The organism is Kribbella sp. NPDC058693 (assembly GCF_042715335.1).
Classification (GTDB): domain Bacteria; phylum Actinomycetota; class Actinomycetes; order Propionibacteriales; family Kribbellaceae; genus Kribbella; species Kribbella jiaozuonensis.
In genome coordinates this window covers 286,416-310,572 of record NZ_JBHXSQ010000004.1, presented here as the reverse complement: position 1 = coordinate 310,572, position 24,157 = coordinate 286,416, and the positions used below count along the sequence as shown (strand labels likewise).

At 67.9% G+C, this 24,157-nt stretch carries 24 protein-coding genes and 1 pseudogene; 13 read left to right on the top strand and 12 right to left on the bottom strand.

All coding sequences use genetic code 11. From position 1 onward, the window contains the following. Positions 1 to 188: 188 nt before the first annotated feature. A complete protein-coding gene (locus tag ACFWUU_RS27730; protein WP_380179588.1) occupies positions 189 to 1,376 on the top strand; it encodes an ABC transporter permease in 1,188 nt (395 codons plus the stop codon). Here ACFWUU_RS27730 and ACFWUU_RS27725 read toward each other — a convergent pair. Beyond that, the gene (locus tag ACFWUU_RS27725; protein ID WP_380179586.1) at positions 1,278 to 2,615 is read right to left on the bottom strand and encodes an MFS transporter; all 1,338 of its coding nucleotides are present in this window, start codon (positions 2,613 to 2,615) and stop codon (positions 1,278 to 1,280) included. The two genes, ACFWUU_RS27730 and ACFWUU_RS27725, sit on opposite strands and share 99 nt — an antisense overlap. Before the next feature lie 34 nt (positions 2,616 to 2,649). Beyond that, positions 2,650 to 3,129 carry a DUF4188 domain-containing protein gene (locus tag ACFWUU_RS27720; RefSeq protein WP_137255951.1) on the bottom strand — a complete coding sequence of 160 codons (480 nt, stop codon included), beginning with the start codon at positions 3,127 to 3,129 and terminating at the stop codon, positions 2,650 to 2,652. 186 nt (positions 3,130 to 3,315) lie between these two features. Between ACFWUU_RS27720 and ACFWUU_RS27715 the strand changes: the two genes are divergently transcribed. Genes ACFWUU_RS27715 through ACFWUU_RS27705 form a run of 3 tightly spaced genes read left to right on the top strand, consistent with a single transcriptional unit; the run spans position 3,316 to position 5,690 of the window. Next, positions 3,316 to 4,161 carry an SAM-dependent methyltransferase gene (locus ACFWUU_RS27715; RefSeq protein ID WP_380179584.1) on the top strand — a complete coding sequence of 282 codons (846 nt, stop codon included), beginning with the start codon at positions 3,316 to 3,318 and terminating at the stop codon, positions 4,159 to 4,161. Between the two features lie 15 nt (positions 4,162 to 4,176). Next, positions 4,177 to 4,593: an acyl-CoA thioesterase gene (locus tag ACFWUU_RS27710; protein WP_380179582.1), complete on the top strand. Its 417-nt coding sequence runs from the start codon at positions 4,177 to 4,179 to the stop codon at positions 4,591 to 4,593. Then, on the top strand, positions 4,590 to 5,690 hold the full coding sequence (locus tag ACFWUU_RS27705) for a zinc-dependent alcohol dehydrogenase family protein (protein WP_380179580.1): 1,101 nt from the start codon (positions 4,590 to 4,592) through the stop codon (positions 5,688 to 5,690). Before ACFWUU_RS27710 ends, ACFWUU_RS27705 begins: the two co-directional genes overlap by 4 nt. Here ACFWUU_RS27705 and ACFWUU_RS27700 read toward each other — a convergent pair. After that, complete coding sequence (locus ACFWUU_RS27700) at positions 5,672 to 6,118, bottom strand: YciI family protein (RefSeq protein ID WP_380179578.1); 447 nt, start codon at positions 6,116 to 6,118, stop codon at positions 5,672 to 5,674. The genes ACFWUU_RS27705 and ACFWUU_RS27700 overlap by 19 nt on opposite strands. A gap of 138 nt (positions 6,119 to 6,256) precedes the next feature. Between ACFWUU_RS27700 and ACFWUU_RS27695 the strand changes: the two genes are divergently transcribed. Beyond that, a complete protein-coding gene (locus ACFWUU_RS27695) occupies positions 6,257 to 7,702 on the top strand; it encodes a M12 family metallo-peptidase (RefSeq protein ID WP_380179576.1) in 1,446 nt (481 codons plus the stop codon). 102 nt (positions 7,703 to 7,804) lie between these two features. After that, positions 7,805 to 9,235 (top strand): pre-peptidase C-terminal domain-containing protein, encoded by a 1,431-nt coding sequence (locus tag ACFWUU_RS27690; protein WP_380179574.1) that lies wholly within the window; start codon positions 7,805 to 7,807, stop codon positions 9,233 to 9,235. A gap of 50 nt (positions 9,236 to 9,285) precedes the next feature. On the opposite strand, the gene ACFWUU_RS27685 is transcribed toward ACFWUU_RS27690, so the two are convergent. The 9 genes from ACFWUU_RS27685 to ACFWUU_RS27645 all read right to left on the bottom strand — a co-directional run bounded on the left by ACFWUU_RS27685 (position 9,286) and on the right by ACFWUU_RS27645 (position 16,803). Next, complete coding sequence (locus tag ACFWUU_RS27685; protein ID WP_380179572.1) at positions 9,286 to 10,473, bottom strand: M20 family metallopeptidase; 1,188 nt, start codon at positions 10,471 to 10,473, stop codon at positions 9,286 to 9,288. Between the two features lie 257 nt (positions 10,474 to 10,730). Continuing rightward, the gene (locus ACFWUU_RS27680; RefSeq protein WP_380179570.1) at positions 10,731 to 11,729 is read right to left on the bottom strand and encodes a hypothetical protein; all 999 of its coding nucleotides are present in this window, start codon (positions 11,727 to 11,729) and stop codon (positions 10,731 to 10,733) included. 14 nt (positions 11,730 to 11,743) lie between these two features. After that, a complete protein-coding gene (locus ACFWUU_RS27675) occupies positions 11,744 to 12,193 on the bottom strand; it encodes a hypothetical protein (protein ID WP_380179568.1) in 450 nt (149 codons plus the stop codon). Positions 12,194 to 12,267: 74 nt separating this feature from the next. After that, positions 12,268 to 13,434, bottom strand: a complete 1,167-nt coding sequence (locus ACFWUU_RS27670) for a hypothetical protein (RefSeq protein ID WP_380179566.1) — start codon at positions 13,432 to 13,434, stop codon at positions 12,268 to 12,270. After that, the gene (locus ACFWUU_RS27665) at positions 13,431 to 13,616 is read right to left on the bottom strand and encodes a hypothetical protein (RefSeq protein WP_380179564.1); all 186 of its coding nucleotides are present in this window, start codon (positions 13,614 to 13,616) and stop codon (positions 13,431 to 13,433) included. Before ACFWUU_RS27665 ends, ACFWUU_RS27670 begins: the two co-directional genes overlap by 4 nt. 86 nt (positions 13,617 to 13,702) lie before the next feature. Beyond that, on the bottom strand, positions 13,703 to 14,533 hold the full coding sequence (locus tag ACFWUU_RS27660; protein WP_380179562.1) for a DUF72 domain-containing protein: 831 nt from the start codon (positions 14,531 to 14,533) through the stop codon (positions 13,703 to 13,705). Continuing rightward, on the bottom strand, positions 14,530 to 15,072 hold the full coding sequence (locus ACFWUU_RS27655) for a GNAT family N-acetyltransferase (protein ID WP_380179560.1): 543 nt from the start codon (positions 15,070 to 15,072) through the stop codon (positions 14,530 to 14,532). The genes ACFWUU_RS27660 and ACFWUU_RS27655 overlap by 4 nt, the downstream gene beginning before the upstream one ends. A 70-nt stretch (positions 15,073 to 15,142) precedes the next feature. Beyond that, the gene (locus tag ACFWUU_RS27650; RefSeq protein WP_137255964.1) at positions 15,143 to 16,222 is read right to left on the bottom strand and encodes an inositol-3-phosphate synthase; all 1,080 of its coding nucleotides are present in this window, start codon (positions 16,220 to 16,222) and stop codon (positions 15,143 to 15,145) included. Beyond that, complete coding sequence (locus tag ACFWUU_RS27645) at positions 16,219 to 16,803, bottom strand: PadR family transcriptional regulator (RefSeq protein WP_134106506.1); 585 nt, start codon at positions 16,801 to 16,803, stop codon at positions 16,219 to 16,221. The genes ACFWUU_RS27650 and ACFWUU_RS27645 overlap by 4 nt, the downstream gene beginning before the upstream one ends. Before the next feature lie 202 nt (positions 16,804 to 17,005). Here ACFWUU_RS27645 and ACFWUU_RS27640 point away from each other — a divergent pair, with 202 nt between their 5' ends. From ACFWUU_RS27640 to ACFWUU_RS27610, 7 genes and pseudogenes are all read left to right on the top strand, one after another. Beyond that, the gene (locus ACFWUU_RS27640) at positions 17,006 to 18,493 is read left to right on the top strand and encodes a short-chain fatty acid transporter (protein ID WP_380179558.1); all 1,488 of its coding nucleotides are present in this window, start codon (positions 17,006 to 17,008) and stop codon (positions 18,491 to 18,493) included. A 190-nt stretch (positions 18,494 to 18,683) separates the two neighbouring features. Then, positions 18,684 to 20,930 carry a transglycosylase domain-containing protein gene (locus ACFWUU_RS27635; RefSeq protein WP_137255966.1) on the top strand — a complete coding sequence of 749 codons (2,247 nt, stop codon included), beginning with the start codon at positions 18,684 to 18,686 and terminating at the stop codon, positions 20,928 to 20,930. Positions 20,931 to 21,043: 113 nt separating this feature from the next. Next, entirely contained in the window at positions 21,044 to 22,237 is a 1,194-nt protein-coding gene (locus tag ACFWUU_RS27630; protein ID WP_380179556.1) for a mannosyltransferase family protein, read from the top strand. 56 nt (positions 22,238 to 22,293) lie between these two features. Beyond that, a complete protein-coding gene (locus ACFWUU_RS27625) occupies positions 22,294 to 22,608 on the top strand; it encodes a hypothetical protein (protein ID WP_137255967.1) in 315 nt (104 codons plus the stop codon). Positions 22,609 to 22,907: 299 nt separating this feature from the next. Then, positions 22,908 to 23,033: pseudogene (locus tag ACFWUU_RS27620) on the top strand (sigma factor); the annotation flags it as partial. Positions 23,034 to 23,163: 130 nt separating this feature from the next. Next, the gene (locus ACFWUU_RS27615; RefSeq protein ID WP_380181766.1) at positions 23,164 to 23,364 is read left to right on the top strand and encodes a sigma factor-like helix-turn-helix DNA-binding protein; all 201 of its coding nucleotides are present in this window, start codon (positions 23,164 to 23,166) and stop codon (positions 23,362 to 23,364) included. Then, positions 23,361 to 24,143 (top strand): hypothetical protein, encoded by a 783-nt coding sequence (locus tag ACFWUU_RS27610; RefSeq protein ID WP_380181807.1) that lies wholly within the window; start codon positions 23,361 to 23,363, stop codon positions 24,141 to 24,143. The genes ACFWUU_RS27615 and ACFWUU_RS27610 overlap by 4 nt, the downstream gene beginning before the upstream one ends. The last annotated feature ends 14 nt before the right edge of the window (positions 24,144 to 24,157 follow it).

Sequence of the window (24,157 nt, the reverse complement as noted above, 5' to 3'; positions counted from 1 at the left end):
CGGATCCCGCCGGCGGGCCGTCCACCCCACCCGGCGCCGGGCCCTCCATCCACCCCGGCGCCGGGGTGCCGCCGGGCCGCCGCCGCGCGCGTCCGCGCGTCGCGCTCGCGCGGCTCATCGGGCGCCCCTCCCGCACCCACCACACCCCGCCTCACCCACCACGGCCGCGGCGAAGATCTCGTCCCGCCGTGCGGGACCTGCTGGACGAAGCATTGGCGGGTGTCGCCGCTCGGCCCACCCGGCTGGTTCTCACCACGCTGGGGACTGTGCTCGGCGTTGCCGCGTTGGTTGGAACTGTGGGCCTAGGGCAAACAGCCGCCGGGCAGATCACGCAGCGGTTCGACCTGGCTGCGGCAACCCGCGTCGTCGTCCAACCGGACGACAAAGGCGGCCAGGAAGGCGAAGCAGCAACCCAACTCCCATGGGACGCACCCGACCGCATCAAGCGACTCAACGGAGTAGAAGCAGTCGGCACCGTCAGCAACCTGGAGATCGGCGACGACCTCGTCCAGAACGTGACCGGCCTCGACAACGGCGCCGGCAAAGCCCTGCAGGTCATGGCCGGATCAGCCGGCCTCTGGGACGCCGTACGCGCGACTCTCCAAACAGGCCGGTTCTTCGACGCCGGCCACGACCAGCGCGCCGACAAAGTGGTTGTCCTTGGCAAGCATGCGGCCGAGCGGCTGGGAATCAACCGCGTCGACTCCCAACCCGCGGTCTTCATCGGCGACGAGCCGTACACGGTGATCGGCATCCTCGACTCCGTCAGCGGCCGCGCCGAGCTCAACGACGCCGTGATCATGCCGAACGGCGCCGCCCGCAACGCCTACAACCTCGAGTCCCCGGACGCAGTCGAGATCCGTACGGCGGTGGGCGCCGCGCAACTGATCGCGGAACAAGCACCGATCGCGATCGAGCCCAACAACCCGAGCACGGTGCGCGTCGACGCTCCGCCCAAACAAGGCGCCGTACGCAAAGGTGTCGAGTCCGACCTCAACGCGCTCTTCCTGCTGCTAGGCGCCGTCGCACTCCTCGTCGGCGGTCTGGGCATCGCCAACGTCACCCTGCTGTCAGTCCTGGAACGCATCTCGGAGATCGGCCTGCGAAGAGCCTTGGGCGCGGCGCGAAGACATATCGCGGTTCAGTTCCTGGTCGAGAGCGTGATCGTCGGGTTCCTCGGCGGATTGCTCGGTACGGCGGTCGGCGTGATCCTCACCGTGAGCGTGTCGTGGATCAGGGACTGGACACCGATCCTCGACAACCGGCTGGCGTTCGGTTCACCCCTGCTGGGTGCGTTCATCGGTCTGGTCGCCGGCACGTATCCCGCCTGGAAGGCCTCCGCCATCCAGCCCATCACTGCGCTTCGAGGCACGTGAGTAGAGCAGCGCGGTGACCGCGAACCCGACCACGATCAGAGCGAGCACAGCGTAGGACTTCCCGCTGTCGGGCAGGATCGCCGCGCCGAGTGCGGCCGCGGAGACCTGCCCGACGTTGAAGATCATGTCGTAGAGCGAGAACACCCGTCCGCGGTACACGTCGTCGATACCTGTCTGTACGAGGGTATCGACGCTGATCTTGACGCCCTGCGCGCAGAACCCGGTGAGGAATCCGCCGAGCACCAGCGCGGGCTTGGTGTAGAACCCGATCGGTACGGCGCTCACGACTGCCGCGGCGACGAACAGCCAGGTGATCCACTGCCGCAGCGACATCACGCGCGTACCCCAGGGCGTGACGAGCGCGGCGACGAACAGCCCGGCCCCGACCGCGCCGGTCGCGATCGCCAGTGCACCGAACGCTTGATCCAGCTGACTGGGGCCGTAGAAGTAGTTGCGGTACAGCAGGATCATCGAGACCGTCATCAGCCCGAAGAAGAACCGGAGCGAGCCGATCGCGGCTAGTCCGAGCGCTGGTTGCGGGCGTGACTTGAGGTGCCGGGCGCCGTCGATCAGGCCGGCTGCGATGGTGCGGAGCGCTTCGCCGATGCTGGGCTCGTCGCCGTTCAGGTCCGGGCCGAGTTGGTCGCGCCGCAGCCGGAGGGCGAGAAATGCGGCGGCCGTGTAGATGACGACGGTCAGCGTGAGGACGGTCAGGTCGGAGTCGACGAGCAGCTTCACCCCGGCGCCGACACCGCCGCCGATGAGGAAGAACGCCGTACCGCTGGTCGGGGTGACTGCGTTGGCCATCACCAGCTCGTCGCGCTCGACGACGTGCGGGAGGCCGGCGGACAAGCCGGACAGCAGGAAGCGGTTGACGCCGAGCGTGAGCAGTACGGCGATGTAGAACAGCACGCCGGCGTTGTCGGCCGCGACGATCGCGCCGACGCCGATGACGAGGACGGCGCGGGTCAGGTTCGCGGCGAAGAGGATCTGCCGTCGCGACCATCGATCGAGGAGTACGCCGGTGAACGGGCCGAGGATCGAGTACGGCAGCAGCGCGACCGCGAACAGCCCGGCGATCGCTGCCGCGTCAGGCGCCCGCTCCGGCGAGAACAATACGTACGACGCCAGCGCCACCTGGAACACCCCGTCGCCGAACTGCGACGTGAGCCGCACCGCAAACAGCCGCCGGAAATCGCGACGCTGCAGCAACGTCCACAAATCCCGGAGAAACCGCACGCCTGCACTGTAACCGCACTACATGTCGCCCGGACTAGTCGGTTTGATGCAAGCGTTGGGCTGCGGTGTCGGTGCGTTGGCTGACCGGCTGGACGCCCTTGACGCGGCCCAGGCCGAACAGGGGCATGTTTCCGTAGATGGTTTCGGTGTTGCCGGCTGGTACGACGTACGTCTCGTGCCAGATGCCGACCGCGCCGCCCTTGAACGATTTGCGGAAGTACTCGACCCACGCCGGCCGGTGCGTCCGGTTCGTGTCGCCGGCGAATGCCTGGAGTTTCTCGACCGACTCCCAGTACTGGATCAGCGTGATTCCGCGCCACGTCGGCAGCGTCCGGAACCCGAGCAGGCCGCTTTCCTTGTCCTTCATCAACTCGGTCAGCATCGGCCCCATCGCCTTCGCCACCGGCAGCCACTCGCGCACCTTGAACACCGAATTGACCCGCATCCCGATCAGGAAGACGACCACCTCCCCGTCGTACGCCGCCGTCTGCCGCCCCTCGATCACGTCACCCATGCCGCCACCCCTCACCCTTTGGAAGACAGTCTCAATTCAATCCTCTGTAAAGGCCATCGGCGGACGCGCCGGAGCTGATGGCAAGAGCACTCCGGAGCGATAGTGTCGTTCTGCCGGGTGTCACGGTCCGTCGTGCACCGGTTACGATGGCTCTTCAGTTCTGAGCGCTGCGCGGATGGGAATTTCATGGCTGAATCGCAGGATGCCGACGTCGACCCGCGGATGTACGAGCAGCTGAAGCTCGACCGGCCGCACGGCGCTCGGGTGTACGACTACTTCCTGGGCGGGAAGGACAACTTCGCGATCGACCGGCAGGCCGCCGAGCACTTGCTCCAGGCGTTCCCGGGCTTCCGCACCGCCGCCCTCTCGAACCGGATGTGGATGCACCGCGCGGCCAAGTTCGCCGCCGAGCAGGGCATCACCCAGTTCCTCGACGTCGGTACCGGTATCCCGACCAGCCCGAACCTGCACGAGGTCGTCCAGGAGATCACTCCCGCGGCGCACGTGGTGTACGCGGACAACGACCCGATCGTGCTCGCGCACTCCCGCGCGCTGCTGGTCAGCAAGCCGGAGGGCAGGACGGCGTACCTCGAGGCCGACGTCACCGACCCGCAGGCGATCCTGGCGTCCGACGAGGTCAAGGAGCTGATCGACTTCGACAAGCCGGTCGCGCTCAGCATCGTCGGTGTCTTCCACTACCTGCCCGACGCGCTGAAGCCGTACGACCTGGTCCGCCAGCTCGTCGAGCCGCTCGCGCCCGGATCGCTGCTGATCTTCTCGCACTGCACCCCGGACTTCGCGCCTGAGCTGTGGGAGCGGGCGATGGTGGTCTACAAGGCCGACGGCGGTGACGCGCAGGTCCGCTCGAAGGAAGAGGTCACCCGCTTCTTCGAGGGCACCCAGCTGATCGAGCCCGGCGTCGTGTCGCCGTTCCGGTGGTACCCGGACGACGAGACCCAGCGCCTGGTCGACAAGGGCGAGTTCACCGACATCATGTGCAGCCTCTGGGTCGGAGTCGGCCGCAAGCCGTAGTCCTAGGCTGTCCGCATGGACCGCAGCGCGTATCCGCACCACCTCGCGATCACGCTGCGGTGGAAGGACAACGACGTCTACGGCCACGTCAACAACGTCGAGTACTACAGCTTCTTCGACACCGTGATCAACGACTTTCTGATCCGGTTCGGCGGTCTCGACATTCACGGCGGTGACGTGATCGGGCTGTGCGTGGACTCGCAGTGCACGTTCAAGCAACCGCTCGAGTTCCCGGGCGTCGTGGATGCGGCGTTGCGGTGCGGTCAGCTCGGCAACTCCAGCGTGCGGTACGAGATCGCCCTGTTCCGCGAGGGATCGGACGAACCGGCCGCGACCGGGCGGTTCGTACACGTCTTCGTCACGCGCGCGGATCGCCGCCCGGTGCCGGTCCCGGACCACATCCGCGAGGCTCTCGAAGGGATCACGGGATGATCGTGCGCGGCGCCGTACTGCGGGAGATGGGCCTGCCGGCGCCGTACGCCGCGTCGCGTCCGCTGCGGATCGAAGAGGTGGAGCTGGCACCGCCCGGACCGGGGGAGTTGCTGGTCCGGATCCGCGCAGCCGGCCTGTGCCACTCGGACCTCTCGGTCATCGACGGCTCCCGTCCCCGCGTCATGCCGATGCTCCTCGGCCACGAAGCCACCGGCGTCGTGCTCGAGTCGGCGGCTGCCGGTTTCGCGCCTGGCGACGTCGTGGCGTGCGCCTTCGTCCCCGCATGCGGCGCTTGCGGACCGTGCGCGGAGGGCCGAGCCGCCCTCTGCGAACCCGGGGCTGCCGCAAACACCGCAGGCACCCTGCTGAGCGGCGCCCGCCGCCTGACCGACGTACACCATCATCTGGGTGTCTCCGGCTTTGCGGATCATGCGGTGATCTCGGCGCATTCGGCCGTGAAGATCGAACCGACCCTCCCGCCTGAGATCGCCGCGCTCTTCGGTTGCGCCGTCATGACCGGCGTAGGCGCGGTAGTGAACACAGCGCAGGTCCGCGCCGGCCGCAGCGCAGTCGTCTTCGGCCTCGGCGGTGTCGGACTGTCAGCGTTGCTCGGCGCCGTCCTGGTCGGAGCACATCCGATCGTCGCGGTGGACGTCGTACCCGCGAAGTTGGAGTTGGCGCTGCAACTCGGCGCGACAGTTGCTGTCGACGCCCGCGATGCGGTGGATCAGGTGCGCGAAGCGACAGCGGGCGGCGCGGACTACGCCTTCGAGACGGTCGGCAGCGCGAAGGTGCTCGAGCAGGCGTACGCCGCCACCCGCCGCGGCGGGACCACCGTCACGGTCGGGCTGCCGCACCCGTCGCAGTCGTTCAGCGTGCCCGCGGTCAGCCTGGTCGCGGAGGAGCGCACGGTGAAGGGCTCGTACCTCGGCTCGTCGGTGCCGTCACGCGACATCCCGCGGTACGTCGCCCTGTACCAAGCCGGCCGGCTCCCGGTCGACCGGCTGCTGACCGCGACCGTCGGGCTCGACGATCTGAACCAGGCCTTCGACGACCTGGCCGCAGGTACGTCGATCCGTCAGGTGTTGCTGTTCTGAAGGTTCTCGGCGGCCTTCTGGAACGTCTCTTCGTTGCGGTCGCGCGCTTCGCTGGTGTAGTTGTCACCGAAGAATTCCGCGGTCGGGACAGGGCGGATCTCCAGCTCGCCGTCGGTGCGGCCGTCGGCCGCCACACAGCGCCAGCCCCACTCGATCGCCTCCTCGCGGGACGCCACCTCGATCAGGCAGAACCCGGCGATCAGCTCCTTGGTCTCGGCGAACGGGCCGTCGATCACCCGGCGCTGCTTCTCGTCGTCGAACCCGAGCCGGAAACCCATCGAACTCGGCAGCAGTCCGTCCCCAGCGAGCAGGATGCCCTTCTCGGCCATCTCCGCCATCACCAGACCCATCGCGGTCAGGCTCTCCTCGCTCGGCAGCCCACCCGCTTCGGACTCCTCGCTCGCCTTGAAGATCATCATGTAGCGCATCTGAGGCCCCTCCCAAGTCGGCGTTAAATACCGAGACGAATCTAGACCGGGAAGGGGACCTTCGGGCAGGCTACGCACAGTGCGTGCCCACGCACGAGATGTGAGGCCGCCCCGGAGTCCCTGAGGAGGACCCCAAGCATGCACACCCGCCCCCGCCGGATCGGCGCCCTCGCCGTAGCCGGTGCAGTTGTCTTCGGAGCCGTCGCAGTCGTCGTCAGCAACCAGGCCGACGCCCAGCAGCCCGCTCCACTCCCCATCGACCAGTTGCTCGGCCAGGAACTCCAGGGCAAGGCCGCGCTCGGCCGGGTCCAGTCCCGGCTCACCGAGGTTGCCTCGCGCAATGGAGTCCCCGCGACTCAGCTCGAGCGAATTCTCGCCACCGACAAGACCGCCTGGCTCGACCACGGCGGCAAGCTGTTCTACCGCGAGCCCGTCGCGACCGCGGCCGAGCGGAAGTCCGCCGCGGCCCCGTCCCCGCGCTGGGCTCGTGCAGCGGTCACCGCCGCGACCGGACCGGCCTTCGAGCTACACAGCAAGCCGGGCTCGAACCGGGTCATCTACCTGGACTTCGACGGCCAGACGATCACCGGTACGGCGTGGAACACCGGCGGCAAGCCGGCCACGGTCAACGTCACGCCGTACGACACCGACGGGAATCCGAACAACTGGAGCACCGCCGAGCAGGACGTCGTACGCGATGTCTGGGCCCGGGTCGCCGACGACTACGCGCCGTTCGACGTGGACGTGACCACGCAGCAGCCGACTGCTGCGGCGATCGACCGGACCGGCTCCTCCGACCAGCAGTACGGCACGCGCGTGCTGATCGACCCGACCACCTGGTACCAGTCCGGCTGCGGGTGCGGCGGCGTCGCGTACGTCGGGGTGTACGACAGCACGAGCCAGCACTCGTCCTACCAGCCGGCGCTCGTGTTCACGAAGGGCGTCGGCACCGGTGCGAAGAACATCGCCGAGGCCGCGGCGCACGAAGCCGGCCACAACGTCGGGCTCTCGCACGACGGCACGGCGTCCGTCGGGTACTACGCGGGGCACGGCGCCTGGGCGCCGATCATGGGCGTCGGCTACTCCAAGGCGATCAGCCAGTGGAGCAAGGGCGAGTACACCGGCGCCAACAACAAGGAAGACGACTTCGCGGTGATCGGCCAGAACGGGCTGGCGCTGCGGGCCGACGACCACGGCAACGGCACCTCGGACGCCACTGCTCTGACGCTCGGGACCAGCGTGAAGGGCATCTACGCGAACGACTCGGACGTCGACACCTTCCGGATCGACCTCGCGGCCGGCACGTTCACCTTCGCTGCTGCTGCGGCCGCCTCGGGCGCGGACCTCGACATCAAGCTCCAGCTGCTCAACTCGTCCGGCGCGGTCGTCGCAACCGCTGACCCGGCGTCCGGGCAGTCCAACGCGGCCACGCCGACCGGTCTGGGCGCGAGTATCAGCCGCCAGGTCACCGCGGGTCGCTACTACCTGCGGATCGAGAACACCGGGTACGGCAGCCCGCTGAACACCGGCTACTCGACGTACGGCAGTCGCGGCGCCTACTCGGTCCGCGTTACCGCGGGCTGACACCCGAACCACCCGGGGCCGTCGATCCCACCGAGATCGACGGCCCCGGGTTCTGGGGGGAACCGCCCAAAACCGGGGGGAATCCTGTGAGGAGGATTCCGAGTGAGTAGATTCCGCCGTACCGGCGCGCTCGCGTGCGCCGGTGCCGTCGTACTTGGAGGTCTGGCCATCGCCGCCGGCACCCAGGCCGATGCGCAGCAGACGCCTGTCGATCAGCTGTTGTCGCGACCCTTGGTGGGTGGCGCCGCGCTCGGCAAGGTCCAGTCGAGACTCGCCGATGTTGCCGACCACAACCGGATGCCTGTGGACAAGTTGCGGCAGATCCTTGCCACCGACAAGACCGCGTGGCTCGATGCCGACAGCAAACTGTTCTTCCGCGAGCCTGGTCTGACCAGTGCGCAGAAGGCTCCCGAGGCGTCGCCCCGCTGGGCGAGCACCGCCGTCGCGGGTGCGACCGGTCCGGCGTTCGAGCTGCACAGCAAGCCTGGCTCCAACCGTGTGCTCTACCTGGACTTCGACGGCCACGCCATCACCGGTACGGCGTGGAACGCGTCGAAGGGCATCGACCCGGTGAATGTGTCGGCGTACGACACCGATGGTGACCCGGCGAACTACAGCACCGCCGAGCAGGACGTGGTCCACGAGGTGTGGGCTCGGGTCGCCGAGGACTACTCGACCTTCGACCTGGACGTGACGACGCAGGAGCCACCGCAGTCGGCGATCGACCGGTCCGGTGCGTCGGACGAGCAGTACGGCACGCGTGTGCTGATCGACCCGGACACCTGGTACCAGTCGGGCTGCGGGTGTGGCGGCGTCGCGTACGTCGGGGTGTACGACAGCACGAGCCAGCACGACTACTACCAGCCGGCGCTGGTGTTCACGAAGGGCGTCGGTACCGGCGCGAAGAACCTCGCCGAGGCGGCGTCGCACGAGGCCGGTCACAACGTCGGGCTTTCACATGACGGCACGTCGACGGTCGGCTACTACCAGGGTCATGGCGCGTGGGCGCCGATCATGGGCGTTGGCTACTACCGCGGTATCAGCCAGTGGAGCAAGGGCGAGTACGCCGACGCGAACAACAAGGAAGACGACTACGCGGTCGTCGGCACGCACGGTCTGGCTCTCCGCGCCGACGAGGCCGGCGGCACGACTGGCGACGCCGCTGCACTGACCGTCGGTACGCCGGTGTCCGGGATCATCGCGGCCGAGGACGACACCGACGTGTACCGCGTCGACGTGAGTGCCGCGGGCAACTACACGGCGTCGGCGAGCCCGGCTCCGACCGGGGGCAACCTCGACATCAAGCTGGACCTGCTCGACGGCTCAGGCGCGGTCGTCGCGTCGAACGATCCGGCCTCAGGACAGAGCGACGCCGGTACGCCGACGGGCCTCGGCGCGAGTGTTAGCGGCGCCCTCCAGCCGGGTACGTATTACCTGCGGATCGACAACGTCGGCTACGGCGACCCGCTGAACACCGGCTACTCGACGTACGGCAGCCGCGGTGCCTACACCCTGAACGTTTCGCCCTCCTGAACCCTGGGGCTGGTCGGCCTCTGGCGGACTGACCAGCCCCAGGCCAGGGCTTACGCCGGCACCAGATGATGTACGGCGAGCTGCGCCAGCGCCGCCGCCTGATCCGCGAGAACGGCGTCGTCGAACCGCACGATGCTCGAATGGTTCGACGGCGCCTCTTCCGCGGAGACGTCGTCCGGCCGCGCGCCGACCATCACGAACGTGCCGGGCACCTCCTTCAGCACCATCGAGAAATCCTCGGCTCCCATCAACGGGTTCGCCAAGTCCTGGACTCGGTCGGCGCCGAACAGGTCGGTGAGGACCTGGGACGTCTCGGTGGTGCGAGCGGCATCGTTCAGCGTGACCGGGTACTGCGGATTGAGTCGCGCGTCGACCGTGCAGCCGTGCGCGGCCGCGATCCGCTCGGCCAGCGCGGGTAGTTCACGGGTCAGCTGGGCGAGTGTTGCGTCGGACAACGTCCGTACGGTCGCGCCGAGGCGGGCGGTGTTCGGGATGACGTTGATCGCGACGCCGGCCTCGAGTTGCGTCACGGTGATGACCACGGGATCGAACACGTTGACCCGGCGGGTTGCGTAGGTCTGCAACGCGAGCACCAACTCCGCCACCACCGGCACCGGGTCGACCGTCCGGTCGGGCATCGATCCGTGGCCGCCCTTGCCGCGCACCGTGATATGCAGTTGGTTCGAGCTGGCCATCATCGTGCCCGGCCGCATCTGGAAGACGCCCTTCCCGGCCTGCGCCCAGACGTGCAGCGCGTACGCCGCGATCGGCTTGTCGCCTGTCGCCTGCAGCAGTCCTTCCCGCAGCATGTAGCCCGCTCCACCGAGGCCTTCCTCGCCCGGCTGGAACATGAAGATCACGTTGCCCCGCAGCTCCTCGCGATGAGCGCTGAGCAACTGGGCCGCTCCGACCAGGCCTGCGGTGTGGAGGTCGTGGCCGCAGGCATGCATGTTCCCGTTCTCCGCCGCGTACTCCAGCCCGGTCTCCTCGACCACCGGCAACGCGTCCATGTCCCCGCGCAACAACACCGTCGGCCCCGGCGCACCACCCCGCAGTACCGCCACCACAGAGGTCAGCTCCTTGCCGACCGTCACCTCCAACGGCAACCCACCGATGGCGTCCAGCACCAACGCCTGAGTCCCCGGCAGCTGCAACCCCACCTCAGGCACCCGATGCAAACCCCGCCGCAACTCCACCAAACCAGCCGCAATCCCCGCACCCTCACCAACAAACTCCACCAACGCCTCCACTCACCACCCAACAAACCCGACCCCCGCCACCGTACCCACCGCGAGCCCACCCACCCGCAGCCGCCGCGAGCCACCGCCAACCAGGGGCCGCGCAGCCGGTGCTCACCCCAATCGCCCAGCCGTCGGTCACCTGCCGCCGCCAGCCAGGGGCCAGCCGCCGCCAGCCCAGGGGCCGCGCAGCCGGTGCTCACCCCACCGCCCAGCCATCGGTCAACTGCCGCTGTTCATCTGCCGGGCACGTGGCGTCAGTCGCCTGGCGATCTGGATGGGCCGGGCGTTGGGGGGCGGCGGTCGGTGGGTTTGGCGTTCCAGCTTGGGGGGTGAGGCGAGTCTTCGCCGTTGGTGTGCGGGCCTGCTGCGGCGCGGTTGTCGCGTGGCTTGTGGAGTGGGGTTGTGGCGCCGAGGCCGGCGTCGAGTGTTCGGCGCAGGTCCTGGTTTCCGGACCACTCGGCGGCGATCTTCTCGACCTCCGCGCTCGCCTGCCGGAACGCGCTCCGTCCCGCCAGAGCGGATATGGCAACGTCGGAGGGGTCTTTCGAGTTGTAGTCGTGGACGGCGGCGAGCGGCGCATGCATCGCCTCGGCGATCCGCCTGATGGCGTCCGCCTTCGCAGTCTCCGGAACGAGCTCGCTCAAATGCTTCGAGTACAGGAGCTCCGCGGCGACCGGGAACTTCTGCGCCGAGTTCACCACGGCCATCCGGCGGATGACCTCGTCGGCGTCCAGCCCGACATCCGCGCCGACAGCCGCACTGAACGAGTCGACCGCAGGAACGTAAGCCCCGTAGGCCCCCGCCTGTGCCCCACTGATACGGGGAGCGATCTGCTCGAGACCGAGCCTGGTGATGAAGTTGTTGAGTTCGTTCTGCGTCGCGCGCTCGGTGACGGCCTCCTCGAAGGTTCTGTGAGCTTTGCCCTCATACGCATCGAGCGGGAAAGCCAGCGACGTACCCGGGCCGGCCAGCAGGTGGATGTTCTCGTGGAAGACGGTGCGCAGAGCTTCGCGGTACCTGTCCAGCGTCTCGCTGTCGTGCTGCTGACCCGCGCGATCGAACATCTCCTGCAGCGGTTCGACGACATCGAGTGGGTGGTACTTGATCGAGCCGTCCCACGACACGCCGGATACTTCCTGGGTGTCGTGCGGGAGCACTACGTACTGCTTGTTCCAGGACGAGTGGTGCGCCTGCAGGACAGCCACGGTGATGGCGGCCTGCACCTGCATCAGTTCATCGAAGCTGGAGACCATCTGCGCAGTCCTTGTTAGTCAGTGCTTCCTGGAGTACCTCCGTGGTGGTTGGGGTCGCTGGTGTTGCGGATGGCTTCGAGGTCCATCGCGAGTGGTTCGCTGAGGTGGCGGATGCGGCTTGCTTCGGCTCCTGACACCGTCGCGGCGATCCGGCCGATCTCCGCGATCGCGGTCTCGAGGAGTTCGACGCGTTCTGTCGACGTGGCGTCGCTGAGGAGAGCCCGCGACTGGATCTGGACCGCGGCTGCCAGCTCGTCCGACATCGGTGGGACCTTGTAGTTGAGCGCGGACTGCAGCGAGGCGAAGCTCCGCTCGGCACGCTCCCGGTCCGCCGCGGGCTCGACCGTCGGGACGAGGCTGTGCAGCCGCTCGAGCTCGAGTCGCATGCTCTCCTGGTCGATCTCCTTGGCCATCACCGCATCGACAAGCCGCTGCTCCAGTTCGTCGTACGCTGCGTAATCCATGGGCTCAGTATCCCGGTCTGCCGGGCGAACCGCGCCGGTCGTGCCCTCTCAGGCGAACCCTCGCAGCGAACCTCTCAGGCGGTGCGGGTCAGGACTCCTCTCAAGCCGGCTGGGTAGTTGGTGCGAGCGGCGGACGAATGGGTGTCGGTCTGTGAGGTGATCGTTGCCGCAGGCATGAGCCCGGATAGCGCGGCGTGGTGGACCGAAGGCCCGGTGCGGGACGGCGGGACGTGGGCCGAGGCCACGTCGGGGGCGGGGACGTGGGGTCCGCCGCCGTGGGGCGCGGCGGCGTGGGGTGACGGGGCGTGGGGAGTGGGGACTGGCGCCGGGAGGGTGCAGGCGTTGGCGTGCGGCGGAGCCGCGGCGTGAGGTGAGGCGATGGCATCGGGTGGGGCGATGGCGTGGGCTGGGCCGATGGCGGGCTGGATGGGGCTGAAGGTGTAGGCGGATTCGGCGGATTGGACTTCTTGGTGGAGGCGGTCGAGGAGTTCGTTGGCGGTGGAGAGGGACTTGGCGGCGGCGAAGCCGGGGGCGGTTAGTTCGTAGGCGTCCAGGTGGTTGAGGCCTGTGCGGAGGATCGACTCGAGGCGGGAGCGGGTGTCGGCGCCAGTTGGCTCCAGGTCGGGGAGGCGGGTGGAGTTGTAGACGAGCGTGACCAGCAAGGGGAGTTGGTCGGCCGCGGTATGGCGGTTGAGGAGATCGAGGACCTCGCCAGCACGGAGGTTGTTGCGGGACTCCAGGTCGCTGGTGAGCTTGCGGACGGCGGGCACGAACGCGGCGTAGTACCCGCCGGCCTCGACAGACTCGATGCCGGGGGCAACTTTGTCGACGTCGAGTCGGTGGATGTAGTCGTCCAGGTGATCCTGCGCCCAGGCTTCGGTGACGCCTTCCTCCAGTTCGCGGCTGCCGGGTTCGGTGAAAGCCTCGCGCGCGGCTTCCGGGGTCGATCCGGACGGGCCGAGGAAATGGGCTTGCTCGTGGAGGAGCGTGGCCAGGGATTCGCGGTACTGGATGAGGGTCGCTGTTGGTTGCTTCTCACCAGCATGTTCATACATCTGGCGCAGCGGATCGAGAATCGTCTCGTCGTCGAGGTAGAGAGTGCCGTCCCAGTGGGCAAGGCCGAGGATGGCGCCGGTGGACTCGACGACCTGCCCGTTCCACGCGGACTGGTCGGCGGAGGCGAGAACGCGCGCAGTCTCCCCACTCGCGGCCAGCAGTTCGTCGAGTGAGCCGATGGTCATGAGCGGAACGCGATCGCTAGGCGGACGAGGGAGTCGGCCGTCCGGCGGAAGCGGGCCTTGTCACGCGGGTCCTCGGCCTGCGCTGCGAGCCGGCCAAACTCGGTGATGAGCCAGTCGGCCCGCGCTTGTCGCTCGGCAACGGTGGTGGTTGGGCCGAGCGTCGTACCGGATGGGTGCTCCATGAGATGTCCTCCCGAGGTGTGAAGTCGGCGGAGAACATACGGAGATCGGCCGTGAAATCAGCGGCGAGTTTCGGAGCTGTGGATAACTAGAAGAGCGTCGGGGGTTCAGTCGCGACCGGCTCCGGGAGCGGCGCGAGCGCGGGGACGGCAGCGGCGACGGTCGCGTAGAAGTGGCGGGCGAGGTTGAGCGCCTCGGCGTTGTCCGGGGTGTGCAGGAAGATCGTCGGCGAGCGGCCCTCGGAGAGCCAGTGGACGACCAGGTCGACGAGATATCCCCACCCGTCGACGGTCTCGGCCACGGAGTCGCGACCGATGTAGCGGACGATCGGGAACGCGGTGAGGGCGCGGGTACGACGGGCCACGCGCGGCTTCTTCATCCAGGCGTCCCGCTCGGCGAAGCTGGTCGGCCGGCGGGAGAAGAGCGTCCCGGTGTCGAACGGGATCCACTCGGCGTCAACGCGCGCGAGCACCCGCTCGAGGTTGCCGGCGGCATCCGGTTCATCGAAGAACGAGCGGTGGCGGACCTCCACGGCGTACCGGTAGTCGCGGGGCGCCTGGTGCAGGAACGCGGCGAGAGCACCGAGGTCGGTGGGGGAGAACGCGGCCGGCAGCTGGATCCAGACAGCGTGGTTGCGCGGGCCGAGCGGCTCGATCGCGGCGAGGAACGCACGTAGCTCGGCGTCGACGTTCGTGAGCCGGCGCTCGTGCGTGATCACCTGCGGAAGCTTCACGACGAAACGGAAGTCCGACGGGGTCTGCGCGGCCCACGATGCGACTGTCGACGGAGAAGGTGTCGCGTAGAACGTCGTATTGCTCTCGACCGCATTGACCCAGGAGGCATACGACCGCAGCTTCTCGCGAGAAGGTTGCGGCCAGTCAGGATGCGTCCACTGCGCACAACCGACATGCAGCCTCATAGCGACCGCACATACTGCCGACACACGTGGACACGAGCGAAACGCGAGCGCAGAGAACCCTCGAGCTCGATCGGCGCATGCATGAACGCGGTCACCGGCTGGCCCAAACCCTCCGGCGTCTCGAAGCCGTCGGCGGCGTCCTGCCACGACTTGTAGACATGGAGATACCGGAAGTTCTCCGTGAACCCTGACCGCTGGTACCAGGAGTTCGCCGACGCATCCCCGCGCGTCCACGCATCCAGTACGCCGCCTCGCAGCCGAGGAAGCACCGCATCGAGCAGTTGCGTGGCCAACCCGCGTCGTTGGTGATCGGGATGTACTGCGAGGACGTCGATCGTTGCGCGGTCCGGGAAGACCTCGACATCCATGAGGCCGACCACAGCATCGTTCTCGACGGCGACGACGCGGTGCGCCGGGTTCGAGAACACCGGACGGTCGACCACGACGTCGTCGTAGTACTCGGTGCCGAAGAAGCTGAGCAGGCGGCACTGGAGCCAACTAGCGGCGTCGGCGTCGCGGTAGTCGCGGATCTCGGTCATCCGGCGCCATGATGGCACGCCGCCCGGCACCCTTCCAGAGGGTTGCCGGGCGGCGGTCAGAGCAACGAGGTCAGCGGTCGACCTCGCCGCGGATGAACTTCTCGACCAGGTCGCGGCAGACGTCGTCGGCGTACTGCTCCGGCGGCGACTTCATGAAGTACGACGAAGCCGACAGGATCGGGCCGCCGATGCCGCGGTCCTTGGCGATCTTCACCGCGCGGATCGCGTCGATGATGATGCCGGCCGAGTTCGGCGAGTCCCAGACCTCGAGCTTGTACTCCAGCGACAGCGGTACGTCGCCGAAGTTGCGGCCCTCGAGCCGGATGAAGGCCCACTTGCGGTCGTCCAGCCAGGCCACGTAATCGGACGGGCCGATGTGCACGTTGCGCGGGTCGATCTCGTCGCGCAGCTGCGAGGTGACGGACTGGGTCTTGCTGATCTTCTTGGACTCCAGCCGCTCGCGCTCGAGCATGTTCTTGAAGTCCATGTTGCCGCCGACGTTCAGCTGGTACGTCCGGTCCACGGTGACACCGCGGTCCTCGAACAGCTTGGTCAGCACGCGGTGCGTGATGGTCGCGCCGATCTGCGACTTGATGTCGTCGCCGACGATCGGCACACCGGCCGCGGTGAACTTGTCCGCCCACTCCTTGGTGCCGGCGATGAACACGGGCAGCGCGTTGACGAACGCGACCTTCGCGTCGATCGCGCACTGGGCGTAGAACTTCGCGGCCTGCTCCGAACCGACCGGCAGGTAGCAGACGAGTACGTCGACCTTGGCCTCGCGCAGCGCCGCGACCACGTCGACCGGGTCGGCGTCGGACTCGGTGATGGTCTCGCGGTAGTACTTGCCGAGGCCGTCGAGGGTGTGACCGCGCTGGACGGTGACGCCGGTCGGCGGTACGTCGCAGATCTTGATCGTGTTGTTCTCGCTGGCGCCGATCGCGTCGGCGAGGTCCAGGCCGACCTTCTTGCCGTCGACGTCGAAGGCGGCGACGAACTCCACGTCGCGGACGTGGTAGTCGCCGAACTGGACGTGCATCAGACCGGGGACGCGCTCCTCGGGCTTCGCGTCACGGTAGTAGTGCACGCCCTGGACGAGCGAGCTGGCGCAGTTGCCGACACCGACGATCGCTACGCGGATCGAGGTCATCTGGAATCTCCTTGGGTAGGCGGTTGGTGCTGTTCAGGGGGCCGCTGTTGCCGCCGCTCGCCGTCGATCAGCTCGTTCAGCCAGCGGACCTCGCGCTCGGCCGACTCCAGGCCGTGCCGTTGCAGCTCGAGGGTGTAGGTATCGACCCGCTCCGCCGTCCGGCTCATCGCCGCCCGGAAGTTGGCCAGCCGCTCCTCCATCCGGGCCCTGCGGCCCTCGAGGATGCGCAACCGGGTGGCCGGATCGGTCCGGCCGAAGAACGAGAAGCGGACGCCGAACGTGTCGTCCTCCCAGGCCGACGGACCGGCCTCGTGCATCGCGTGTGCGAAGTAGTCCTTGCCGTCGGCGGTGATCGTGTAGACGATCTTCGGCCTGCGGCCCGACTCCGGTGTCCCGGGGTCGGCCGTGATCAGGCCGTTGCGGAGCATCGCCTTCAGACACGGGTACAACGAACCGAACGACAGCACGCGTCCCCAGCCGAACTGGGCGTTGACGCGCTTGCGGAGCTCGTAACCGTGCATCGGCGCTTCGTGCAGCAGACCGAGTACGGCGAGCTCCAGGACCCCACTGCGGTTTCCCATGAGCCACCTCCCTCGGTCTAGTTTGTCATGACCTGATGTATCGGTTCGATACATCGCTCCGCCACTGTAAGCAGACCTGCACCCTGTGGACAACTCTTGACAAACGCGGCCTTTGTCACCTCTCGCGGGAAACCTGTTACGTCAGAGGCCGATCCGCGTTAATCGAATGACACGCAGAGTCGCCGTCTCAGAGCGGAGGGTCATGGCCGACAGCCATGGGAAGCACGCCAGGTCCGAGGTCGAAGCTGAAGCCGACGGTGCGCTCGCGCGGCTGGCGCTGCGGTTCACGGCGTTCACCGAGAAGTGGCTGCCGGACGCGTTCGGTTTCGTCCTGGTCGGAACGTTCGTGGTGCTGCTGTTCGGGCTCGTCACCGGCGAGCCGCTGCTGAAGCGCCCGGACGACCCGGCCGCGACCAAGGGCTACGGACTGGTCGATGCCTGGGGCATCGGGTTCTGGTCGCTGATCACCTTCACCCTGCAGATGGTGATGATCATCATCGGTGGGTACGCCGTCGCGACCAGCGGACCGGTCGCGCGATTGATCACCCGGCTCGCGCGGATCCCGAAGAACCCGCGGACCGCGGTCGCGTTCGTCGCCGCGGTCGCGATGCTGGCGTCGTACCTGAACTGGGCGTTCAGTCTGATCTTCGCGGCGATCCTGGCGCGCGAGGTGGCGCGGAACGTGCCGAAGGCGGACTACCGCGCGCTCGGGGCGATGGCGTTCCTCGGTCTCGGCACCGTGTGGGCGCAGGGGCTGTCCGGCTCGGCCGCGCTACAGGTGGCGAGCGCGAGCAGCAGTCCGCCGCCGGTGCAGGAAGTCATCAAGGCCAGTGGGCACGCGAGCGGGCTGATCCCGCTCAGCGACACGATCTTCACCTGGCAGGCGATCGTCGCGACGCTGATCGTGTACGTCGTCGGCGTCGGGATGGCGTGGTTCATCGCGCCGGGCGAAGGCAACTCGCGGACCGCGGAGCATCTCGGCATCGAACTCAAACCGCTCGTCGGCCGCGGATCGCCGTACAACGGTCAGCGTCTGGAGACACGTCGGCCTGGTGACTGGCTGGAGCATTCGCCGCTGTTCAGCCTGCTGATCGTGTTGCTCGGTGTGGTTTACCTGGTCCGCTACTTCAGCGGGAAGAGCTTCTTCAACGCGCTCGACCTGAACACGATCAACCTGATCCTGTTCCTGCTCGCGCTGCTGCTGCAGTGGCGGCCGTGGCGGATGGCTCGCGCCGTCCGCGATGGTGCACCGGCGGCGGCCGGCGTACTGCTCCAGTTCCCCTTGTACGGCGGGATTTTCGGCATGATCGCGTACACGGGGATCTCCGGGCGGCTGGCCGGGTGGTTGGTGCATGCGAGCAACCAGTTCCTGTTCCCGCCGTTGGTTGCTATCTACTCCTGCGTCCTCGGCATCTTCGTACCGAGCGGTGGCAGCAAGTGGGTGATCGAGGCGCCGTACGTATTGCAGGCCGCGAACGAGCTGAAGGTCGACGCCGGCTGGATGGTCGTCGTGTACGACCTCGGCGAGGCGAGCGCCAACCTGCTGCAGCCGTTCTGGATGTTGCCGACGCTCGCCATCCTCGGCCTGAAGGCGCGCGACATCATGGGCTACACGTTCACGATGTTCCTGGCCTGCTTCCCGGCCGCACTGATCGCCGTGATGCTGCTGGCACCCCACGTCACCTCATGAGAGTCGCATCACAGCGCCTCCCTGGATGCCAACCTTGCAACGTTGTAAGGCGTCAGCGGAAGAGTCCCGGTGGACCGTTTTCACTTGGACGCCCCGTGGTTGCTAGCATCCGGAGCGGATTCGGGCGCGTTACCACACCCACCGTAGTCTGTGGGGCAATGACTCCAGCCAGATCGTCGAGGATTGCAGCGTGAGTGAAGCTCGTAGGAAGGCCGCCCCGGCCCGCCGTCGGCAGAAGAGGCACTGGGCGGTCCGCGTTCTCGGCTGGCTGGCCGCGCTGATCTTCCTCGGAATCATCGGCTCGGTCGCGACCTTCTTCATCGTGTACCAGACGACGAAGATCCCGGACCCAAACAAGGAGTTCGCCACCAACACGACCACGGTGACGTACGCCGACCAGCGGAATCCCCTAGGCACGTTCTACGAGCAGAACCGGCATTCGGTGCCGATGTCGCAGATCCCGAAACGCGTCCAGGACTCGGTGATCGCGGCCGAGGACCGGACCTTCTGGACCAACCCCGGCATCTCGCCGTCCGGCATGGTCCGGGCCGCGGTGAACATCGCCCGCGGTGAGCAACTGCAGGGTGGTTCGACCATCACGCAGCAGTACGTCAAGGTCATGTACCTGACCCAGGAGCGGACGGTCGGACGCAAGCTCAAGGAACTGTTCATCGCGACCAAGCTGGGCCGGCAGCAGGACAAGAGCAAGACGCTCGAGGGCTACCTGAACACGGTCTACTTCGGCGAGGGCGCGTACGGCATCTCCGCCGCGGGCGACGCCTACTTCAGGAAGCCCGACCCGAACACACTGACTGTCCCGGAGTCAGCGCTTCTTGCCACCGTTCTGAACAACCCGACGCTGTTCGACGTCACCGATCCCGACCCGCGGACCAAGAAGCGGATCATCGACCGGTATCACTACGTCCTCGACGGCATGCAGCAGATGGGCACGATCAGCACGGCCCAGGAGAGGCAGTACGCCAACGCGCTGCCGAAGCTCGACATGAGGCCGAAGAGCAGCCGCTACGGTGGCCCGAACGGCTTCCTCCTGGACATGGCCCGCAAGGAGCTGGGGAAGCTCGGTTTCGACGAGGACGCGATCACCGGCGGCGGCTTGAAGGTCACGACCACCTTCAACTACACGCAGCAGAACAAGATCCTGCTCGCCGCGAAGGAAGAGAAGCCGAAGAAGAGCAACGGCCTGCACATCGGGATGGCCTCGGTTCAGCCCGGCACCGGTCAACTGCTGGCGATGTACGCCGGGCCCGACTACCTCAAGAGTCAGCTGAACTGGGCGACGACCAAGGCCCGGCCGGGTTCGTCGTTCAAGCCGTTCGCGCTGGCCGCGGCGCTCCAGGACGGGAAGTCGATCTACGACATCTTCCAGGGCGACAGCCCGATCACGATCCAGGGCCAGAAGTTCGGCAACGAACTCAGCACCGACTACGGCGACGTCACGTTGCTGAAGGCGACCGAGGAGTCGGTCAACACCGCCTTCTACGACCTGGTCGACAACAAGATGGACAACGGGCCGGAGAAGGTCACAGCCGCGGCCGAGGCGGCCGGCATCCCGGCCTCGAAGACCCTCGAGGACGACAAGGGCAACCCGTCCACGGTGCTCGGCCCGGACGCGTACGCCTCGCCGGTCGACATGGCGAACGCGTACGCGACGTTCGCTGCCGAAGGCAAGTACACGCCGCTGCACGTGATCAAGGAAGTTCGTGGTCCTGACGGCAAGGTGCTGTGGTCGGACGCGAGCGTGCTGAAGCAGCAGAAGCAGGCGTTCCCGCCGGAGGTCGCCAACATGGTGAACTACGTTCTGCAGCAGGTCGTCAAGGACGGCACCGGAACGGGCGCCAAGGACCTGGACCGTCCGGTTGCCGGCAAGACCGGCACCGCGGGTGGTGTCGCGGTGGAGGACCGGGCCGAGAACAAGAAGTGCGGCGGCTGTAAGGACGGCTCGGCGACGCTGACCTCGTGGTGGAGCGCCTACACGCCGCAGCTGTCGACCTCGGTGCTGTACCGGGCCGGCAAGGACGGCGAGTCCGACCTCGACCCCTACAGCGACGACCCGGCGTTCTTCGGTGGCAACTGGCCGCTGAAGACCTGGCTCGCGTTCATGAAGGCAGCCCTGGACGGCGTGCCGTCGGCCGACTTCGTCGCGCCGGACGCGGACCAGGTCAAGGACACCACCACGCCGACGTACACGCCGCCGCCGAGTACGCCGACGAACACACCCACGAACACGCCACCGCCCAGTACTCCGCCGCCGAACACGCCGCCTCCGTCGACGCCGCCGCCGAACACCCCGACGAACACGCCGACGAAGACGAAGCCGACCAAGCCGACGAACACACCGGGCTGGCCGTCGTTGCCGACCGGCGGGACGACGAGCGAACCGACGAAGACCCCGCAGAAACCCGGCGGCGGTCAATAGCTCAAGACGACGGCACCCCACCCGGGGTGCCGTCGTCGTTTGGTTGCCAGGTCCGGAGATAAGGCACGATGGTGGCGTGACTCGGGCGGACTTTGGCATGCGGTGGTGCGGGCGTGTTTGAGCGCACGGCCGACGGTGACCCCAAGCCGGGGCGGGCTCGGCGGGCCCGGGCCGACGTGGTCGGCTGGCAGCGGTGGATGCCGACGGCCCAGGGCCGTGAGGTGCTCGGGTGGTGGCTGGTCAGCCGGGTGGCGCTGTTCGTGCTGTCGGTCTCGGCACCACTGCTGTTCAACCGGGGCAACGACTACCCGAACGTCTGGCACGCCTGGCTGCAGTGGGACGTCTGGCACCTGAAGGCGGTCGCCGAGTTCGGCTACAACCACGGTGAGCCGTCCGGAGCGCCACTGGCCGCGTTCTTCCCCGGTTTCCCGTTGCTGGTCCGGCTGGTCAGCTACACCGGCATCGGGTACGTCGCCGCGGGCATCGTCGTGTCCGCGGTGGCCAGCGCGTTCGCGGGCATCTACCTGGCGCGGCTGGCGCAGTACGAGTTCCCGGAGCTCAAGGGCATCGGCCCGAACGCGGCAATGATCTGGTACGGCGCTCCGGTCGGCGTCTTCCTCGCCGCCGGGTACACCGAGGCGCTGTTCTGCGCGTTGGCCTTCCCCGCCTGGCTGGCCGCGCGGCAGGGGCGCTGGGCGCGGGCCGCCGTGTTCGTCGCGCTGGCATCGACAGTGCGGGTGTCCGGGATCTTCCTGATCTTCGCGTTGCTCGTCGAGTTCGTCACCTCGAAGAAGCGGGACTGGTTGTCGCTCCCGTGGCTGGCGTTGCCCGCCGTACCGGTGCTGGGCTTCATGGCGTACCTGAAGCAGATCCATGGCTCGTGGTTCGCCTGGCAGCAGGCGCAGGAGAAGGGCTGGGCGCGTGAGTTCACCTGGCCGTGGATCTCGCTCGAGCACACGTTCCAGGCCGCCAGCAAGGGCCACTTCTCGCCCGACCGCAGCGACTGGACGTGGATGTTCCGCGCCGAGCTGGTCGCCCTGTTCGTCCTTCTGCTGCTCCTGGTCTGGCTGTTCTGGCGCCGGTCCTGGGGCGAGGCCGCCTGGGTCGCCGCAACAGTCGGCGCATTCTGTACGTCGTTCTGGATCTACTCGCTCACCCGCGCGACCCTGCTCATGTGGCCGCTGTGGATCGGCCTCGCCGTCCTCGCCCGGCGGAGACCGTGGATCGGTCGGCTCTACCTGGCCGTGGCGATACCGCTAGCTGCCATCTGGGCGGCCGGCTTCTTCACCGGCCGCTGGTCCGGCTGAGTAGTTCTGCTCAGGCAATCCGGCCGCAGCGTCCTTAGCGTCCTTAGCGTGAACCTATGGATGGCCGGACGATCGGCAGGGTCACGGTGCAGGCGGCCTTCGTCGGTGTGGTGGCAGGTGTCGCGTACGCGACGATGCGGCAGTTCGGTGCCCCGCTCTGCCCGCCGACAGCGGTGAGCTGCGCGGCGGAGACCGGGGGCGCGCTGTTCGCAGTACAGCTCGGGGGTGTGGCGACTGCGCTGGCGCTGCCGGTGCTGGCGCTCCGGGCCGGGCTCGGCTGGGGATTCGCGGTCGTCGCCACGGCCGGGATCGTGGCCGTGAACGCGGTCTGGTTCCTGACGATGTCCGACATGTGGACTGTTTTGCGGTGAGGCAACCCTCGGGAGAGTTCGAGCGTCGTTAGGGATGAAGGGGTGGCAGTCCGGGCGGGGACCGCCACCCCTCATCACACTTCGTCACAACCGAATCTCCGGCGGAACCTTTCAGGGGCAGGCTCCGCCGGGCAGTCCACACCGAGGGCGATGGCAGCTGCCGTCGCCCTCGCGTCATGATGCAACCTCCGCGCGGGCTCACCCAGTAGTTCCAGGGTGAGATCACCGACAAGGGAGGGCCGATCGTGAGCGATCGCGACGCGGAGTACCTCGAGTACGTGACCGCGCATCGGGGCCGGATGCTGCGTACGGCCCGGCTGCTCACCGCGGGGGACACGCACTGGGCCGAGGACCTCGTCCAGGTCGCGCTGACCAGGCTCTACGTGCACTGGTCGAAGGTCCGCAAGGAGGACGGCGCGGCGCGGTACGCCGACCGGATCCTGGTGAACGCCTTCCTCGACGAACGCCGGCGGATGTGGCGCCGCCGGGTCGGCCACCGAGCAGCTGTACGACGCCGCGACGCCGACCGGCCAGGACCCGGCCGAGCGGCTGACTGTGCTCGGTGCCCTGGCGAAGCTCCCGCGCCGCCAGCACGCCGTCGTCGTACTGCGGTACTTCCGCGACTTCGATGTCCACACCACCGCCGAGCTGATGGGCTGCTCGGAAGGCACCGTGAAGTCCCAGACGTCGCGGGCGCTCTCGACGATGCGCGATCTCCTGCACGATTCCCTCGAAACCATGGAGAGCCTGCGATGACCGACCTGAAGGAACTGCTCGACGAGGCCGCAGGCCCCGAGCCCACCGTCACCGACACCGACCTGTCCGCCGACCTGACCCGCGGGCAGCGCGCCCTGCGCCGCCGCCGCATCACCGGCATCGCCACCGGCGCGGTCGCGACAGCTCTCGTGATCGGAGTCGGCTGGTCGGTCCTGCCCTCCGGCACGACGTCCAACGGGACACCGGCACCGGCTGCCCGGACCACCCCGGCCCCGACTCCGGCTGCGCCCTCGACCCGCCCCGGCCCTGGCTACATCCCCGGCGGGGACCGGAACGACCACCGCCCCGCACCACCGATCCCGGTCACCCCCGTCGCGCTGGTGGCGAACACCACGCCGTTCCCCGGCGTGATCACCTGCGACCTGATCCCGCAGGGCTGGGCGGCCCGGCTAAGGGCCACCGCGGCGCAGGGCGGCGGGTGGGAGCAGCAGGAGCTCTACGACCCGAAGCTGGCCAACCCGAAGCAGTACCACGACGTCAGCTACACCCTGATCGTCCGGCAGGTCGACATGACGGACAACGGCGAAGGCCTGACCGCGGACAAGTACACCGAGCCCTGGACCAAGCTGCCGAAGGTCCGCGCGGGGATGAACGAGGCAGTCATCAGCCTCGGCAGCCCCCGGGACGGACGCCGTGAGGTCCACGTCCGGATGGGCCGGACCACACGGCTTGTCGCGGTCGCCAACGACGCCTACAACCTGGCCTGGGACGAGAAGACCCTGCTGAGGTTCGCCGGCTCCTGTCACTACAAGAAGTGACGGGAGCCGGCGAC

Bases quoted from the DNA above. Each gene is read 5' to 3' on its own strand.
- ACFWUU_RS27720 (WP_137255951.1), bottom strand. From the start codon at position 3,129: ATGGGTGACGTGATCGAGGGGCGGCAGACGGCGGCGTACGACGGGGAG.
- ACFWUU_RS27715 (WP_380179584.1), top strand. From the start codon at position 3,316: ATGGCTGAATCGCAGGATGCCGACGTCGACCCGCGGATGTACGAGCAG.
- ACFWUU_RS27710 (WP_380179582.1), top strand. From the start codon at position 4,177: ATGGACCGCAGCGCGTATCCGCACCACCTCGCGATCACGCTGCGGTGG.
- ACFWUU_RS27705 (WP_380179580.1), top strand. From the start codon at position 4,590: ATGATCGTGCGCGGCGCCGTACTGCGGGAGATGGGCCTGCCGGCGCCG.
- ACFWUU_RS27700 (WP_380179578.1), bottom strand. From the start codon at position 6,118: ATGCGCTACATGATGATCTTCAAGGCGAGCGAGGAGTCCGAAGCGGGT.
- ACFWUU_RS27695 (WP_380179576.1), top strand. From the start codon at position 6,257: ATGCACACCCGCCCCCGCCGGATCGGCGCCCTCGCCGTAGCCGGTGCA.
- ACFWUU_RS27680 (WP_380179570.1), bottom strand. From the start codon at position 11,729: ATGGTCTCCAGCTTCGATGAACTGATGCAGGTGCAGGCCGCCATCACC.
- ACFWUU_RS27675 (WP_380179568.1), bottom strand. From the start codon at position 12,193: ATGGATTACGCAGCGTACGACGAACTGGAGCAGCGGCTTGTCGATGCG.
- ACFWUU_RS27670 (WP_380179566.1), bottom strand. From the start codon at position 13,434: ATGACCATCGGCTCACTCGACGAACTGCTGGCCGCGAGTGGGGAGACT.
- ACFWUU_RS27665 (WP_380179564.1), bottom strand. From the start codon at position 13,616: ATGGAGCACCCATCCGGTACGACGCTCGGCCCAACCACCACCGTTGCC.
- ACFWUU_RS27660 (WP_380179562.1), bottom strand. From the start codon at position 14,533: ATGAGGCTGCATGTCGGTTGTGCGCAGTGGACGCATCCTGACTGGCCG.
- ACFWUU_RS27655 (WP_380179560.1), bottom strand. From the start codon at position 15,072: ATGACCGAGATCCGCGACTACCGCGACGCCGACGCCGCTAGTTGGCTC.
- ACFWUU_RS27650 (WP_137255964.1), bottom strand. From the start codon at position 16,222: ATGACCTCGATCCGCGTAGCGATCGTCGGTGTCGGCAACTGCGCCAGC.
- ACFWUU_RS27645 (WP_134106506.1), bottom strand. From the start codon at position 16,803: ATGGGAAACCGCAGTGGGGTCCTGGAGCTCGCCGTACTCGGTCTGCTG.
- ACFWUU_RS27640 (WP_380179558.1), top strand. From the start codon at position 17,006: ATGGCCGACAGCCATGGGAAGCACGCCAGGTCCGAGGTCGAAGCTGAA.
- ACFWUU_RS27625 (WP_137255967.1), top strand. From the start codon at position 22,294: ATGGATGGCCGGACGATCGGCAGGGTCACGGTGCAGGCGGCCTTCGTC.
- ACFWUU_RS27610 (WP_380181807.1), top strand. From the start codon at position 23,361: ATGACCGACCTGAAGGAACTGCTCGACGAGGCCGCAGGCCCCGAGCCC.